Annotated in this window: 16 protein-coding genes and 3 tRNA genes; 10 read left to right on the forward strand and 9 right to left on the reverse strand. The window is 72.9% G+C overall.

Going from position 1 to position 12,837, the window contains the following annotated elements; all coding sequences use genetic code 11:
- Positions 1–16 precede the first annotated feature (16 nt).
- Both purM and ACQSSQ_RS01085 read left to right on the forward strand, forming a co-directional pair.
- The gene (gene purM, locus ACQSSQ_RS01080; protein WP_431325182.1) at positions 17–1,066 is read left to right on the forward strand and encodes a phosphoribosylformylglycinamidine cyclo-ligase; all 1,050 of its coding nucleotides are present in this window, start codon (positions 17–19) and stop codon (positions 1,064–1,066) included.
- 138 nt (positions 1,067–1,204) lie between these two features.
- A complete protein-coding gene (locus ACQSSQ_RS01085) occupies positions 1,205–1,399 on the forward strand; it encodes a DUF3073 domain-containing protein (RefSeq protein ID WP_431325183.1) in 195 nt (64 codons plus the stop codon).
- 86 nt (positions 1,400–1,485) lie between these two features.
- Here the strand turns inward: ACQSSQ_RS01085 and ACQSSQ_RS01090 are convergent, their stop codons facing one another.
- The 3 genes from ACQSSQ_RS01090 to ACQSSQ_RS01100 form a co-directional block, all read right to left on the reverse strand.
- A complete protein-coding gene (locus tag ACQSSQ_RS01090; protein WP_431325184.1) occupies positions 1,486–3,273 on the reverse strand; it encodes an ABC transporter ATP-binding protein in 1,788 nt (595 codons plus the stop codon).
- Positions 3,270–4,976, reverse strand: coding sequence for an ABC transporter ATP-binding protein (locus ACQSSQ_RS01095; protein WP_431325185.1), 1,707 nt, complete (start codon positions 4,974–4,976; stop codon positions 3,270–3,272). The genes ACQSSQ_RS01090 and ACQSSQ_RS01095 overlap by 4 nt, the downstream gene beginning before the upstream one ends.
- Before the next feature lie 82 nt (positions 4,977–5,058).
- Positions 5,059–6,138, reverse strand: a complete 1,080-nt coding sequence (locus ACQSSQ_RS01100; protein WP_431325186.1) for a Leu/Phe/Val dehydrogenase — start codon at positions 6,136–6,138, stop codon at positions 5,059–5,061.
- Between the two features lie 159 nt (positions 6,139–6,297).
- Here ACQSSQ_RS01100 and ACQSSQ_RS01105 point away from each other — a divergent pair, with 159 nt between their 5' ends.
- Together ACQSSQ_RS01105 and ACQSSQ_RS01110 are read left to right on the forward strand one after the other, a co-directional pair.
- Positions 6,298–6,513: a BldC family transcriptional regulator gene (locus ACQSSQ_RS01105; RefSeq protein ID WP_431325187.1), complete on the forward strand. Its 216-nt coding sequence runs from the start codon at positions 6,298–6,300 to the stop codon at positions 6,511–6,513.
- Between the two features lie 76 nt (positions 6,514–6,589).
- Positions 6,590–7,042 carry a hypothetical protein gene (locus ACQSSQ_RS01110; protein ID WP_431325188.1) on the forward strand — a complete coding sequence of 151 codons (453 nt, stop codon included), beginning with the start codon at positions 6,590–6,592 and terminating at the stop codon, positions 7,040–7,042.
- On the opposite strand, the gene ACQSSQ_RS01115 is transcribed toward ACQSSQ_RS01110, so the two are convergent.
- From ACQSSQ_RS01115 to ACQSSQ_RS01125, 3 genes are all read right to left on the reverse strand, one after another.
- On the reverse strand, positions 7,018–7,356 hold the full coding sequence (locus tag ACQSSQ_RS01115; protein ID WP_431325189.1) for a DUF6191 domain-containing protein: 339 nt from the start codon (positions 7,354–7,356) through the stop codon (positions 7,018–7,020). The genes ACQSSQ_RS01110 and ACQSSQ_RS01115 overlap by 25 nt on opposite strands.
- 70 nt (positions 7,357–7,426) lie before the next feature.
- Positions 7,427–7,500 (reverse strand) — tRNA-Phe (locus ACQSSQ_RS01120).
- Positions 7,501–7,614: 114 nt separating this feature from the next.
- The gene (locus ACQSSQ_RS01125) at positions 7,615–8,217 is read right to left on the reverse strand and encodes a malonic semialdehyde reductase (protein ID WP_431325190.1); all 603 of its coding nucleotides are present in this window, start codon (positions 8,215–8,217) and stop codon (positions 7,615–7,617) included.
- A gap of 111 nt (positions 8,218–8,328) precedes the next feature.
- Here ACQSSQ_RS01125 and ACQSSQ_RS01130 point away from each other — a divergent pair, with 111 nt between their 5' ends.
- On the forward strand, positions 8,329–9,048 hold the full coding sequence (locus ACQSSQ_RS01130) for an AraC family transcriptional regulator (protein WP_431325191.1): 720 nt from the start codon (positions 8,329–8,331) through the stop codon (positions 9,046–9,048).
- 58 nt (positions 9,049–9,106) lie between these two features.
- Entirely contained in the window at positions 9,107–9,640 is a 534-nt protein-coding gene (locus ACQSSQ_RS01135) for a dihydrofolate reductase family protein (protein WP_431325192.1), read from the forward strand.
- 59 nt (positions 9,641–9,699) lie between these two features.
- Here the strand turns inward: ACQSSQ_RS01135 and ACQSSQ_RS01140 are convergent.
- Positions 9,700–9,776: transfer RNA gene (locus tag ACQSSQ_RS01140), tRNA-Asp, on the reverse strand.
- A 105-nt stretch (positions 9,777–9,881) separates the two neighbouring features.
- Positions 9,882–10,505: a LysE family translocator gene (locus ACQSSQ_RS01145; RefSeq protein ID WP_431325193.1), complete on the reverse strand. Its 624-nt coding sequence runs from the start codon at positions 10,503–10,505 to the stop codon at positions 9,882–9,884.
- A gap of 113 nt (positions 10,506–10,618) precedes the next feature.
- On the opposite strand from ACQSSQ_RS01145, the gene ACQSSQ_RS01150 reads away from it, so the two are divergent.
- On the forward strand, positions 10,619–11,071 hold the full coding sequence (locus ACQSSQ_RS01150; RefSeq protein WP_431325194.1) for an Lrp/AsnC family transcriptional regulator: 453 nt from the start codon (positions 10,619–10,621) through the stop codon (positions 11,069–11,071).
- 15 nt (positions 11,072–11,086) lie between these two features.
- Here the strand turns inward: ACQSSQ_RS01150 and ACQSSQ_RS01155 are convergent.
- Positions 11,087–11,162, reverse strand: a tRNA-Glu gene (locus ACQSSQ_RS01155).
- Positions 11,163–11,271: 109 nt separating this feature from the next.
- On the opposite strand from ACQSSQ_RS01155, the gene ACQSSQ_RS01160 reads away from it, so the two are divergent.
- The 3 genes from ACQSSQ_RS01160 to aroQ are packed head-to-tail and all read left to right on the forward strand — an operon-like array spanning position 11,272 to position 12,826.
- A complete protein-coding gene (locus tag ACQSSQ_RS01160; RefSeq protein WP_431326757.1) occupies positions 11,272–11,619 on the forward strand; it encodes a metallopeptidase family protein in 348 nt (115 codons plus the stop codon).
- Positions 11,616–12,404 carry a pirin family protein gene (locus ACQSSQ_RS01165; RefSeq protein WP_431325195.1) on the forward strand — a complete coding sequence of 263 codons (789 nt, stop codon included), beginning with the start codon at positions 11,616–11,618 and terminating at the stop codon, positions 12,402–12,404. The genes ACQSSQ_RS01160 and ACQSSQ_RS01165 overlap by 4 nt, the downstream gene beginning before the upstream one ends.
- A complete protein-coding gene (gene aroQ, locus ACQSSQ_RS01170) occupies positions 12,404–12,826 on the forward strand; it encodes a type II 3-dehydroquinate dehydratase (RefSeq protein ID WP_431325196.1) in 423 nt (140 codons plus the stop codon). The genes ACQSSQ_RS01165 and aroQ overlap by 1 nt, the downstream gene beginning before the upstream one ends.
- Positions 12,827–12,837 lie beyond the last annotated feature (11 nt).

A 12,837-nucleotide genomic window follows, 5' to 3' on the forward strand; every position in this document is an offset into this window, starting at 1 on the left:
CGACGGAGGGTCGCACGTGACGTCGTACGCCAGCGCCGGAGTCTCGATCGAGGCCGGGGACCGCGCGGTCGAGCTGATGAAGGAGTGGGTCGAGAAGGCCCGCCGCCCCGAGGTGCTCGGGGGCATCGGCGGCTTCGCGGGGCTCTTCGACGCCTCGCAGCTCAAGCGCTACGAGCGCCCGCTGCTCGCGACCTCGGCCGACGGGGTCGGCACGAAGGTCGTGATCGCGCAGCGGATGGACGTGCACGACACGATCGGCTACGACCTCGTCGGCATGCTCGTGGACGACCTGGTGGTCTGCGGCGCGGAGCCGCTGTTCCTCACCGACTACATCGCGACCGGCAAGGTCGTCCCCGAGCGGGTCGCCGCGATCGTGAAGGGCATCGCCCAGGCGTGCGAGGAGGCCGGCTGCGCGCTCCTCGGCGGCGAGACGGCGGAGCACCCGGGGCTGCTCGGACCGGACGAGTACGACGTCGCGGGATCTACGACGGGCGTCGTCGAGGCCGAGTCGCTGCTCGGCGCCCACAAGGTCGAGGCGGGTGACGCGGTGATCGCGATGGCCTCGTCGGGGCTGCACTCCAACGGCTACTCGCTCGTGCGCAAGGTCTTCTTCGAGGTGGCCGGATGGGACCTCGAGCGCGAGGTGCCCGAGCTCGGCGGCACCCTCGGGGAGACGCTGCTGACCCCGACGCGCCTGTACGCCAAGCCGTGCCTGGAGCTGGCCGCGTCCGTCGAGGTGCACGCGATGTCCCACATCACCGGCGGCGGCTTCGCGGCCAACCTCGCGCGTGTGGTCCCGGAGACGCTGTCGGTCCGCGTGGACCGCGGCACGTGGTCCCCCGCGCCGGTGTTCGGCCTCGTCGGCGAGCTCGGCAGCGTGAGCCGCCCGGACCTCGAGTCCGCGCTCAACATGGGCGTCGGCATGGTGGCGCTGGTCGCGCGCGACGCGGCGGAGCCGGCCCTCGAGGTGCTCGCGCAGCAGGGGATCGACGCCTGGCAGTGCGGCGAGGTCCTGGACGTCCCGAGCGGAGAGGTCGAGCTGGTCGGCGACTACCGCACGATGTGATCTGCATCACCCACGCCTCCGTCCTCCGGAAATGCTGGAGACGAGACGCCGGGTCGGTTCGCGCATCCTTGGGCCGAACAGGTAGCCTTAGCGCTACGAGAGACCACATTCCGAGACTTCGCGAGGGGGTCGGACCCTATGGGGCGCGGCCGTGCAAAAGCCAAGCAGACGAAGGTTGCACGCAACCTGAAGTATCAGACGCTCGACACCGACTTCGACCAGCTGCAGCGCGAGCTCCACGGTGAGCCCGAGCGCCCTGTCGAAGAGCCGGATCCCGAGCTTCTCGAGAAGTACGCCGACTACGCCGACAGCGAGTCCGGTCCTCCGAAGTGAATCGTCGCTGACGCAGCCCGCAGGGTCCTCCCGCGGGCTGCGTCACGCCTTGTCACCGCCTGAACCAGGCGCGCGACGCGAGCGGGTCAGACCTGTGTCCAGGACGCCCATAGCGTGGCGTACTGGCCGCCCCGTGCGAGCAGTTCCGCGTGCGTGCCGTCCTCGATGACGGTGCCGTGGTCCAGCACGACGACCCGGTCGGCGGCCTCAGCCTGGCTGAGCCGGTGCGCGACCACGAGCGCGGTCCGCCCCTCGAGCACCTCGGCGGCCGCGGCGTCGAGTTGGCGTGCGCCCGACGAGCCTGCCTCCGCGGTCGCCTCGTCGAGGACGACGACGGGCCGGTCGGCCAGGACCACGCGGGCCAGCGCGAGCTGCTGGGCCTGGGCCGGGGTGAGCGTGCGACCGTGCGCGCCGACCACGGTGTCGAGCCCGTCGGGCAGCGCCGCGACCCAGCCGAGCGCACCGGTGCGCTTCAGCGCGTCGTGCAGGGCGGGATCGTCGGCCGCGGGAGCCGCGAGCGTGAGGTTGTCCCGCACGGTGCCGGCGAACACATGGACCTGCTGGGTGACGAGGGCGACGCGTGCGCGGACGCCGCCGCCCCACGTCTCGTACGCCGTCCCGTCCAGCGTCCGGGTGCCCGCGCTCGGGATGAGGTGCCCGGCAGCGATCAGGGCGAGGGTGCTCTTGCCGGCGCCGGTCGCCCCCACGAGCGCGACCCGCTCCCCGGGACCGACGCGCAGCGTGACGTCGTGCAGGACCTCGTCGCCGTCGGCGTAGCGGTGCCGGACGCCCTCGAGCACCAGCGCGGGGCGGCTCGCCGGAGTCGCCGACGCTGACGGTCCCCGCTCCGCTCCCGGCTCCGCTGCCACTGCTCCGCCGGCGTCGTCCGGCTCCGGCAGCAGCGCGAGCCCCGCCAGGCGCGCGAGCGAGGCGCCGGCGGACTGCACCTGGTCGAAGGTCGTCAGCACGCCACCGATCGGCCCGAACAGCCGGTGGAAGAACAGCGCCGCCGTCGTCGCCGCACCGACCGTCACCGCGTCGGCGCGGACCAGCACGAACCCGGTCCCGAGCACGAGCAGGAGGCCCACGAGCTCCGCGCGGTTGGTCCGGGCGTAGAAGCGGGTGAGCATCCGGAAGACGGTGATCGAGACGGTCGCGGCGCGCCACGAGCGTGCCGCGATCTGCTCCTGCCACTCCTCCTCGTACCCGATCGCGCGCAGCGTGGGCGCGCTGTGCACGCCGGTCAGCAGCGCCTCGGCGCGCTCGCCCTGGGCGATGCGCTCCTCGCGGTAGAGCGGCGCGGAACGGGGGAGGTACCAGCGGAGACCGAGCACGTAGAACGGGATGGCGCAGAGCCCGGCGAGACCGAGCCGCCAGTCCAGCGCGGCGAGCCCGACCGCGGTGAAGGCGATCGCGACCGAGGACTCGACCGTGTACGGCACGGCCTCGTCGAGCGCGGTCGTCACCGTGCGGACGTCGTCGCCGACCCGCGAGAGGACGTCGCCCGTGCCGGCCTCCTCGATCCGGTCTGGCTCCAGCCCCAGCACCCGCGCGACGACCTCCTCACGCAGCCGGGCGAGCGCGGGGACGACGGCCTGGCCGAGCGCGGCGACGGCGAGCCCCGCGCAGAGCGCGCCCGCGAGCGCGGCCACCGCGATCACGGCCGCGCCGGTGAGGACGTCGGCCGTGCTGCCGCCGTCCCGGACGACGTCGACGAGGTCGCCGAGGACCCACGGGGGTACGAGCCCGAGCGCGCCGCTGGCGGCGAAGGCGCCGGTCGCGATCGCGAGCGGCGCCCGCTGCGCCCGCAGGAGCGTCCACGCGAGCGCCACCGTCTCCCCGCGCGACGCGATCGGCAGGATCGAGCCGCTCAACGGAGCACCGCCCTTCCGTAGTCCTCCCGCGCGAGGAGATCGGCGTGCGTCCCTGTCGCGACCGTGCGCCCGTCGACGACGAGGACGACGCGGTCGGCCTGCTGCAGCAGGGCCGGGCTGGAGGTGATGACGACCGTCGTCGACGCCGATCCCGGGGAGTGCCGCAGGCTGCGGATACCGGCGGCGATCGCCTGCTCGGTGACGGCGTCGACCGCACTGGTCGGATCCTGCAGCACGAGGACCGGACGTTCCGCGGTCAGGGCTCGCGCGAGCGCGAGCCGCTGACGCTGACCGCCCGACAGCGCGCCGCTGACCCGGACCCGCCGGTCGAGGCCGTCCGGGTGGCTGCCGACGACCTCGTCGGCAGCCGACGCGTCCAACGCGGCGGTGAGCCGGTCCTCGGCCGCACCGGCTGCGGGATCGACGTTGAAGCGCACCGTGCCCTCGAAGAGGTCGACGTGGTGGTGGGCGACGAGCAGGGTCTCGCGACGGCGGTCGTGGGCCAGCGTGTGCAACGGTGCTCCTCCGAGGTGGGCGGCGCCGCTCTCGGGGACCGCCTCGCCGTTCAGGACGGCGACCAGCGCGTCGGAGGCGGCCGGGTCGTCGACGACGACCGCCACCAGCTCGCCCGGCGCGGCGTGCAGGTCGAGTCCGGCCAGAGGTCCGGAGACCACCCGGTCGAAGCGGACCGTCGGCCTCGGCGTCGGCTGCGCGTCACCGCCGGGGACGAGGTGGGGCGTGCGGAGCACCGCGCCGACCCGGCCCGCCGACGCGTGCGACGCCGCCGCGTGGGCGCCGACCTCGGCGAGCATGCCGACCGGCTCGGCGAGGAACTGCGTGAGGCCGACGACGGCGACGAACTGTCCGAGCGTGAGGCCCCCGTCCAGCGCGCGGAGGCCGGCGACCAGGGCGACCGCGGAGAGGAGCAGGCCGCTGAGCCCCGTCGTGGTGCCGGCGAGGACGCCCCAGCCGCGTACGGTGCGGACCGCCGCACGGGCCGCGCGTCCGCTCGCGTCGCGGTAGCGGTCGACCGCGGTCCGCTGTGCGCCGACGCCCGCCAGCGGGCGTACCCCCTGGACGAGGTCGGTGGCCATGCCGGCGGCGCGTGCGACCGCGGCCTGCTCGGTGCTGGAACGGCGCGCGATCACCGGGCTCACCACCTGCGTGAGCCCCACGACCGCGGGCACGCCGACGAGCACGAGGAGACCGAGCCAGACGTCCAGCCACAGCAGGTACGCCGCGGCGCCGACGATCGCGACGACGGCGCTCACCGCGTAGCCGAGCTGGCGCACGACGTACGTGACCGCGTCGGTGTCGCTGGTCGCGACCGAGAGCAGCTCGCCGGGCAGCAGTCCGGTGCGGGCGCCGCGGGGATGCAGCACGCGGCCGGTGATCTCGAGCCGGAGCGCGTGCTGCTCGCGCTGGACCGCGGTGAAGCCCAGCCGTGCGCCGTACCGGTAGGCGAAGCTCAGCACACCCATCAGCACGCACAGCCCGAGCGCGCCCCACGCGAAGGCGGTCAGGTCGCCGGTCGCGATGCCCGTGTCGATGATGATGCCGATCGCGACCGGGACGAGCGCCTCGCACACGTGCCACAGACTAAGGAGGGCGTACGACCCGAGCAGGCGACCGCGATGGCGGCGCAGCATCCGCCGCAGCAGCGCCCCGGCGCTCAGCGGGGGCGCGCCCGCGGGCTCAGCCATGGACCACGGGCTGGTCTCTGCGTCGCGCGGCCGAGGCCAGGTCGTGGAGCACGAGGACGATGGTACGGCCGGTGTCGCGGGGTCAGGGCAGCCAGACCCCGCGCAGGCGCGAGACCTCGCGCATCCGCTGCTCCGCGATCCGGTCGGCGGCGTTCGACGGAGCCACACCCTCGGCCTTCGCGCGGTGCAGGACGTCGAGCGTCGTCGAGTAGATCCGCGTCGCCCGCGCCTTCGCCCGGTCGAAGGAGAAGCCCTCGAGCTCGTCAGCCACCTGGATCAGGCCACCGGCGTTCACGCAGTAGTCGGGCGCGTAGACGATCTCGCGCGCGGCGAGCAGGTCTTCCGTGCCGGTGTGCGCGAGCTGGTTGTTGGCCCCGCCGCACACGATCCGAGCGCTGAGCACCGAGACCGTCTCGTCGTCCAGAGCACCGCCGAGCGCGCAGGGGGCGTAGACGTCGAGCGGTTCGCGGACCAGCGCCGCGGTGTCGGCGACCGCCTTCACGGACGGGTGGGCCGTCCGCACGGCCTCGACGGCGCGCGGGTCCACGTCGGCCACGACGACGTCGGCGCCGTCCTCGACCAGGTGCCCGACGAGGTGCCGCCCGACCTTGCCGACACCCGCGACACCGACGCGGCGACCGGACAGCGACGGTGCGCCCCAGACGAACTCGGCGCTCGCGCGCATGCCCTGGAAGACGCCGAAGGCCGTGAGCACCGACGAGTCGCCCGCACCGCCGTGCTCGGTCGTGCGACCGGTGACGTAGGAGGTCTCGCGGGCGATCAGGTCCATGTCCTCCGGGAAGGTGCCGACGTCGCACGCCGTGTAGTAGCGCCCGTGCAGCGACTCGACGAACCGCCCGTACGCCCGCAGCCGCGCCTCCGACTTGTCGCGGTGCGGGTCCCCGATGATGACCGCCTTGCCGCCGCCGAGGTCGAGCCCCGCCAGCGACGCCTTGTAGGCCATCGCCCGGGACAGCGCGAGCACGTCGGCGAGTGCGGCGTGCTCGTCGGCGTACGGGTAGAAGCGCGTACCTCCGAGCCCCGGGCCGAGCGCCGTGGACCAGATCGCGACGATCGCGCGCAGCCCGCTCGCCTCGTCCTGGCAGAACACCACCTGCTCGTGCCCGCCGCCGAACGGGGACACCCCCTGTGGACCGTCCACACCAACCTCCTCGGTACCTTCTCCCCACTCTAGGATCGGCGCCTCCCGCTGGCGGGTCAGCGGGAGCGAAACGTCCCGATGTCGCCCGCTTGGTTACATCTCGGTACGGATTCGGAGATACCCCTCGGCAGGCATAGGTGCGTTTGGCATCATTCAGCCATGGATTCGCACTCCCCCGATGCGGAACGCCTTCTCACGCCGTCCGAGGTCGCCGCGATGTTCCGCGTGGTCCCGAAGACCGTGACCCGCTGGGCACAAGCAGGCAAGATCAGCTCCATCCGCACCCTCGGCGGCCACCGCCGGTTCCGCGAGGCCGAGGTCCGGCGCCTCCTCGCGGAGGGGTTCGGACACGACGACGAGAGCCGGGCAAGCTAGACCGAGACGCACGAGCAGGCCGCGCAGCCGCGGTAGAGGGGTCGGGGGACCTCGCACCGCAGACCAGGAGGACGACGTGTCACAGGACTCCGGGCCGCGCTCGGTCCTGCTCGCGAGCGTCGTCGCCGGCCTCGCCAGCGGCGGTCGTTCGTCGCTCGGACCTGCCGTCACCCGCCTCGTGCGTGGACCGTCGGCCCTCGCCCGAGGTGCCGTGGTCGCCGGTGTCGCCGCGGAGCTCGTCGGCGACAAGCTGCCTCGTACGCCGAGCCGGCTCGGCGCCGTGCCACTGACCGGACGCGCGCTCTCAGGGGGCCTGACCGGTGTGCTGCTCGCCCGTGCCCGCGGCGTCTCCGTGGTGACGCCCGCGCTCGCCGGAGCCGCCGCCGCGGTCGCAGGCTCGTACGCCGGCGCCTCCTGGCGCGGGGCCTGGGCGCGGTCGGGTCGACCGGACTTCCCTGCCGCCGTCGTCGAGGACGTCGTCTCGATCGGGCTCGCGTACGCCGCCTACCGTGCGGTGTCGCCGTCCTGACCCTCGCGCCGGCCCGCGGTCGGGCGGAGTCGGACGAGTCCGCGGTCGAGGTCGACTCGTCCCCACGGCGGCACGCCGTCGGCGTCGTCGGCACGTCGGACCTTCTGCGACGCCCGGTGCTCGAGGGCGTCCTGCGACCCGGGAGCGACCACGCCGGTGAACGCGTCGAAGCCTGCTGCCGCCACAGGCGTGTGTGCGTCGAGGTCGCCGTTGCGGCGGCGCCGGCGCGACACCACGACCTCGATCGCCGCGACCGCGACGAGGAGGACCACCAGCGCGGGGAAGGTGGTCGCGAAGAGCAGGCCGGCGTTCACGCTGTCGAGCGTAGCCGTCGTACGGACGACGAAGGCCCGCAGGCGGTGCCTGCGGGCCTTCGGTGAGCGGTGGCCAGGGCCGGGGTCGAACCGGCGACCTTCCGCTTTTCAGGCGGACGCTCGTACCAACTGAGCTACCTGGCCGTCGTCGAGCACCAGGTGCTCAACAGTGGTGTGCCCGGGGCCTGCCCGGGCGAGCACCACTATACAAGGAGGGCCCGACCGGGAAGAAACCCGGTCGGGCCTGCGAGCAGCGGCTCAGACGACGGTGATCACGTCGGCGTCGTCGAGGCGGGGGAGCCGGTCGAACCAGCTGTCCTCGGCGGGGTGGCCGATGTTGACGACGACGAGCGTCTTCTTGGAGGTCCCGGTGTGGAACTCGGCGTCGATGCCGGCCCCGTCGAAGCCGGTCATGGGACCGGCGTAGAGGCCGGCAGCCCGCACACCGATGATGAAGTAGCCGATCTGGAGGCCGCTGTTGAGCGCCGCCATCGAGGTGCGGCTGTCCTCCTGGCCGTGGAGCATGTCGCGGATGCCGGGGGCGTGGGGGAAGACCGTCGGCAGGTTCTCGTGGAAGTCGGCGTCGGCGGCGAGGATCGCCACGAGAGGCGCCTTCGCCGTCTTGGCGCGGTTGCCCTCGGCCATGTGCGGCAGCAGACGCTCGCGAGCCTCGGCCGTCTCGACCAGCGTGATGCGCAGCGGCTGGCTGTTCATCGCCGTCGGACCGAACTTGACGAGGTCGTACACGGCCCGGATCTCGTCCGGGGTGACGGGCTCGTCGGTGAAGGTGTTCGCGGTGCGGGCCTGGCGGAAGAGCAGGTCCTGCGCGGCCTGGGGCAGCGCGAGGTCAGGAAGCGTCACGGTCATGGTGGTTGAAACGGCAAGCACTTTAGGTGCATTCCGCAACCAGATGTGGCGTTCGCCACGTGTCGGTCCGAAGTGGGACCCTAGGGGCCGGGACAGGGGGACGGCATGGGGATGGAGATCGCGGAGCGGCAGTCGGACTCGCCGTACGTCGAGCGCGTCTGGCGCAGCCGCACCGCGGGCGTGAGCCGCATGACCTCGATCGCCACGTCCCACAAGGAGCTCGTGGTGTGGGAGCACGAGGGCAGCCTCCACGTCAGCATGCGCGGCCCGGAGACGGTGGCGACGAGCGCGGACGTCCCCGACGGCTCGGACTCGTTCGGGATCGTCTTCGGTCACGGGGCGTCGATGCCGCACCTCGCGATGGCGCGGCTCGTCGACGCCGACCTCGAGAGCCCGCACGTCTCCCGAGGCGCGTTCGTGCTCCGGGGCGAGGAGTGGGAGGTGCCGACGTACGACAACGCCGAGGTGTTCATCGACCGGCTCGTGCGCGACGGCGTCCTCGTGCGCGACCCGCTCGTCGACGAGGTGGTCGCGGGGGACGCGGCGCCGCTCGGTGCCCGCTCGATCCAGCGTCGCGTCGCCGCAGCCACCGGGCTGACCCAGGGCGCGATCCGCCAGATCGAGCGCGCGCGACAGGCCGCCCTGCTCCTGCGCGAGGGCACGACCGCCCTCGAGGTCGTGCACCGGCTCGGCTACTACGACCAGCCTCACCTGGCGCGCTCGCTCACCCGGTTCGTCGGGCGGACGGCGACCCAGCTGAGGCGCTCGGACACCCCGGAGCCCTTGTCGCTCCTGTACAAGACCGACGGCCTCCGCGGTTCCTAGCGTGGGACCACCCGGCCGCACACGGCGCCGCCGGACCGACGCAGGAGGACCGACCGACATGGGCACCATCACCGCCAACTTCTTCATCGCCCTCGACGGGGTCGTGGAAGCGCCCGACCAGTGGCACTTCCCGTACTTCGACGACGACATGGGCGCCGTGGTCGGCGCCGGGCTGGACTCGACCGAGGCCTTCCTGATGGGACGCACGCTGTACGACGAGTGGGCCGCCTACTGGCCGGGCAGCGACGACGAGCCGGCCGCGTTCTTCAACGCCGTGCCGAAGTACGTCATCTCGAGCTCGCTCGAGAACCCGTCCTGGAACAACACCACGGTCGTCCCGGGAGACGCGGCCGCCGTGCAGCGGCTCAAGAAGGAGGTCGAGGGAGACATCGGGATGTCCGGCAGCGCGACGACCGTGCGGTGGCTCCTCGCCGAGGGGCTCCTCGACCAGCTCCGGCTGCTGGTGCACCCGATCGTCGTGGGCCACGGGCAGCGGTTGTTCGAGGACGGTCCGACGCACCCGCTCCGGCTGGTCGACAGCGCCACGCTGTCGTCCGGGGTGCTCTCGCTGCTGTACGCGCCCGCGTCCTGACGGCGCTGGCCGCACACACGAACGAGGCCCGGATCCGCTGGGGATCCGGGCCTCGTTGCTGGCGACCCTGACGAGACTCGAACTCGCGACCTCCGCCGTGACAGGGCGGCGCGCTAACCAACTGCGCCACAGGGCCAATCTTCAGTTGTCACCGCTCAGCGGTGCGAGCACCACTTTAGCGGACGCCTTCGGCGACTCCAAAACGGGGGTCCCCCTTCTGGGTCGACTGCCCTGGAGCCGGTCAGAACCGCTCGACGAGGAGGACGGCGCCGACCACGACCATAGCCGCTCCGGACACCCGCGAGACCACCCGCGCCGCGGTCGGGGTCGAGCGGAGCACGGCCCGCGTCGCGTACCCGAGCGTCAGGTAGAACGCCACGCAGGTGACGATCCAGAGCACGCCGAGGACCGTGATCTGCAGGGAGAACGGCCAGCCGTGGCGCGGGTCGGCGAACTGCGGCAGCAGGGCGACGAAGACGAGGACGCCCTTCGGGTTCAGCCCGCTCACCCCGATGCCCCGCGCGATGCGCGGCCACGGCGGGGTCTCGCCGGCGGGACCGGTCGCGGTGTCTGCCGCGACCGAGGTGGCGGGGCGGGCCAGGAGCCGGACGCCGAGATAGGCGAGGTACGCGCCGCCGGCGACCGTGATCGCCGTGAGCAGCGCGGGCGTCTCCGCGACGAGGGCGCCGACCCCGAGCGCCACCGCGGCGGTCAGGAGGACGTACCCGAGCGCGAGCCCGGTGACGGCGGGGACGACGGAACGGTCGCGCAGGCCCGAGGCCAGCGTGTACGCCCAGTCCGGTCCCGGCACCGCGACGACCGCGACCACGAAGCCCCAGTAGGCCACGAGCACGAGCGGGTCCATCGCCGTCCTCCTTCGCGCCCAGGTGCCTGTCCCCGGCAAGGCTAGAGCGGTTCCGCCAGGAGGTGCTGCCGAGTCTCGCGCCGTGCAGCCTGTTCTGTGGAAGGATCTTGCCCATGGACCGGACGGACAGGGAGATCCTTGCGGAGCTGCAGCGCGACGGGCGGCAGAGCCTGACCGACCTGGCGCAGCGCGTACGCCTCAGCCTGTCCCCGACCCACCGCCGCGTGCGCGAGCTCGAGCGCAGCGGAGCGATCCGCGGCTATCGTGCGGTGGTCGACCCGGAGGCGCTCGGGCTCACCTTCGAGGCGCTGGTGTTCGTGACGATGCGGCAGGAGGACCGCGACACGCTCCTCGGCTTCGAGCGGGCGGTCTCGGCGGTGCCGAACGTGCTGCTCGCGCAGCGTCTGTTCGGCGACCCGGACTACCTGCTGCGGATCGTGACCGCCGACCTGGCGGCGTACGCGCAGCTCGAGGACGACGTGCTCTCGGCGCTGCCCGGCGTCCTGCGGCTCAACTCGACGCTGGTGATGAAGCGGGTGGTCGACGACCGCCCGCTCCCGACCTGAGGTCGGGGCGAGGGGTGGTACCCCCTACGGGATTCGAACCCGCGCTACCGCCTTGAAAGGGCGGCGTCCTAGGCCGCTAGACGAAGGGGGCGCCCCGCACGCGTTCACCACGGTGCGGACGGTTCATCGTACGGGCAGCGCCGTGCGGCCGCCAAAGCCGGGGACGGACCGCTGGCACGCTCCGGCAGACTGGACCTGTGATGGACATGTCGCCGGACCGCTTCGCCGAGCTCGTGGAGCAGGCGTTCGACGCGCTGCCCGAGGATCTCACCGGCCTGCTCGAGAACGTCGTGCTGCTGATCGAGGACGATGCACCCGCGGACGACCCGACGCTGCTCGGCCTCTACGACGGCATCCCGGTCACCGAGCGCACCAGCGCGTACGGCGGGGTGCTGCCCGACCGCATCACGATCTACCGCAACCCGACCCTCGCGATCTGTGACGAGGAGGAGGACGTGGTCGAGGAGGTCGGCATCACGGTCGCGCACGAGATCGCGCACTACTTCGGGATCGACGACGACCGGCTGCACGAGCTGGGGTACGCATGAGCGGTCCCGACCCGCTCCGCTCGCGGGTCCGCCGCTGGCTGGGCGAGCGCCGCGGGTCGGAACCCGGGCGCGACCTGGAGGTGGTCCGGTCCGACGCGCGGTACGAGACGCGCCGCGACGGCATCACGACCCGGCACAGCTTCTCGTACGGGGACCACTACGACCCGGACAACCTCGCGTTCGGTCCGCTGCGCGCGGTCAACGAGGAGCTGCTGGATCCGGGTGCCGGCTACGCGAGCCACCGGCACAGCGACGTCGAGATCGTGACCTGGGTGCTCGACGGTGCGCTCGCGCACGAGGACTCGACCGGCACGCGCGGCGTGATCCGTCCCGGTGAGGTGCAGCACGTGAGCGCGCGGGCCGGCGTCGAGCACACCGAGCGCAACGCGTCGGCGACCGAGCCGCTGCGGTTCCTGCAGATGATGCTCGTCCCGTCCGACGCCGAGCTCGCCGACCCGGACCCGGGACCGCCGGCGTACCGGCAGTGGGACCTCCAGGGCGCCCGCGGCTACCTCCTCGACGTGCTGCGTCTGCGCGACGGGATCACGCTGCACGCGGCGCTGCTCGACGCCGGTGACGAGGTGGCGCTGCCCGAGGACGGCGACGTGCACCTCCAGGTGACGCGCGGCCGGGTCGACGCCGCGGGCCACGTGCTCGAGGCCGGCGACGTGCTGCGTGCGCGGGGGACGGGACCACTGACCGTGAGGGCGGTCACGTCGTCCGAGATACTGGCCTGGCACGTCAGCAGGCCCCGTGTCCCCGCCCATGATCCAGGAGCAGCGTGATGTCCACCGTCCTCGTCCTGAACGGCCCCAACCTCAACCGCCTCGGCCTGCGCGAGCCGACGATCTACGGCGACCGGACGTACGACGACCTCGTCGCGCTGTGCCACGCGACCGGAGCCGAGCTCGGCATCACCGTCGACGTGCGGCAGACCAACAGCGAGGCGGAGATGATCGGCTGGCTGCACGACGCGGCCGACGCAGGGCACGCCGTCGTCATCAACGCCGGTGCGTGGACGCACACGTCGGTCGCGATCCGTGACGCCGCCGCGATGCTGACCGCGCCGATGATCGAGGTGCACATCACCAACGTGCACACGCGTGAGGAGTTCCGTCACCACTCGTACCTGTCGGCGGTGGCGACCGGCGTGATCGTCGGGCTCGGCTTCGAGGGCTACGTCGCCGCGCTGCGCTTCGTCGCGTAGGCGAGAGCGCG

The sequence above is a fragment of the Mumia spirodelae genome (assembly GCF_050632745.1).
In the GTDB taxonomy this organism is placed as follows: domain Bacteria; phylum Actinomycetota; class Actinomycetes; order Propionibacteriales; family Nocardioidaceae; genus Mumia.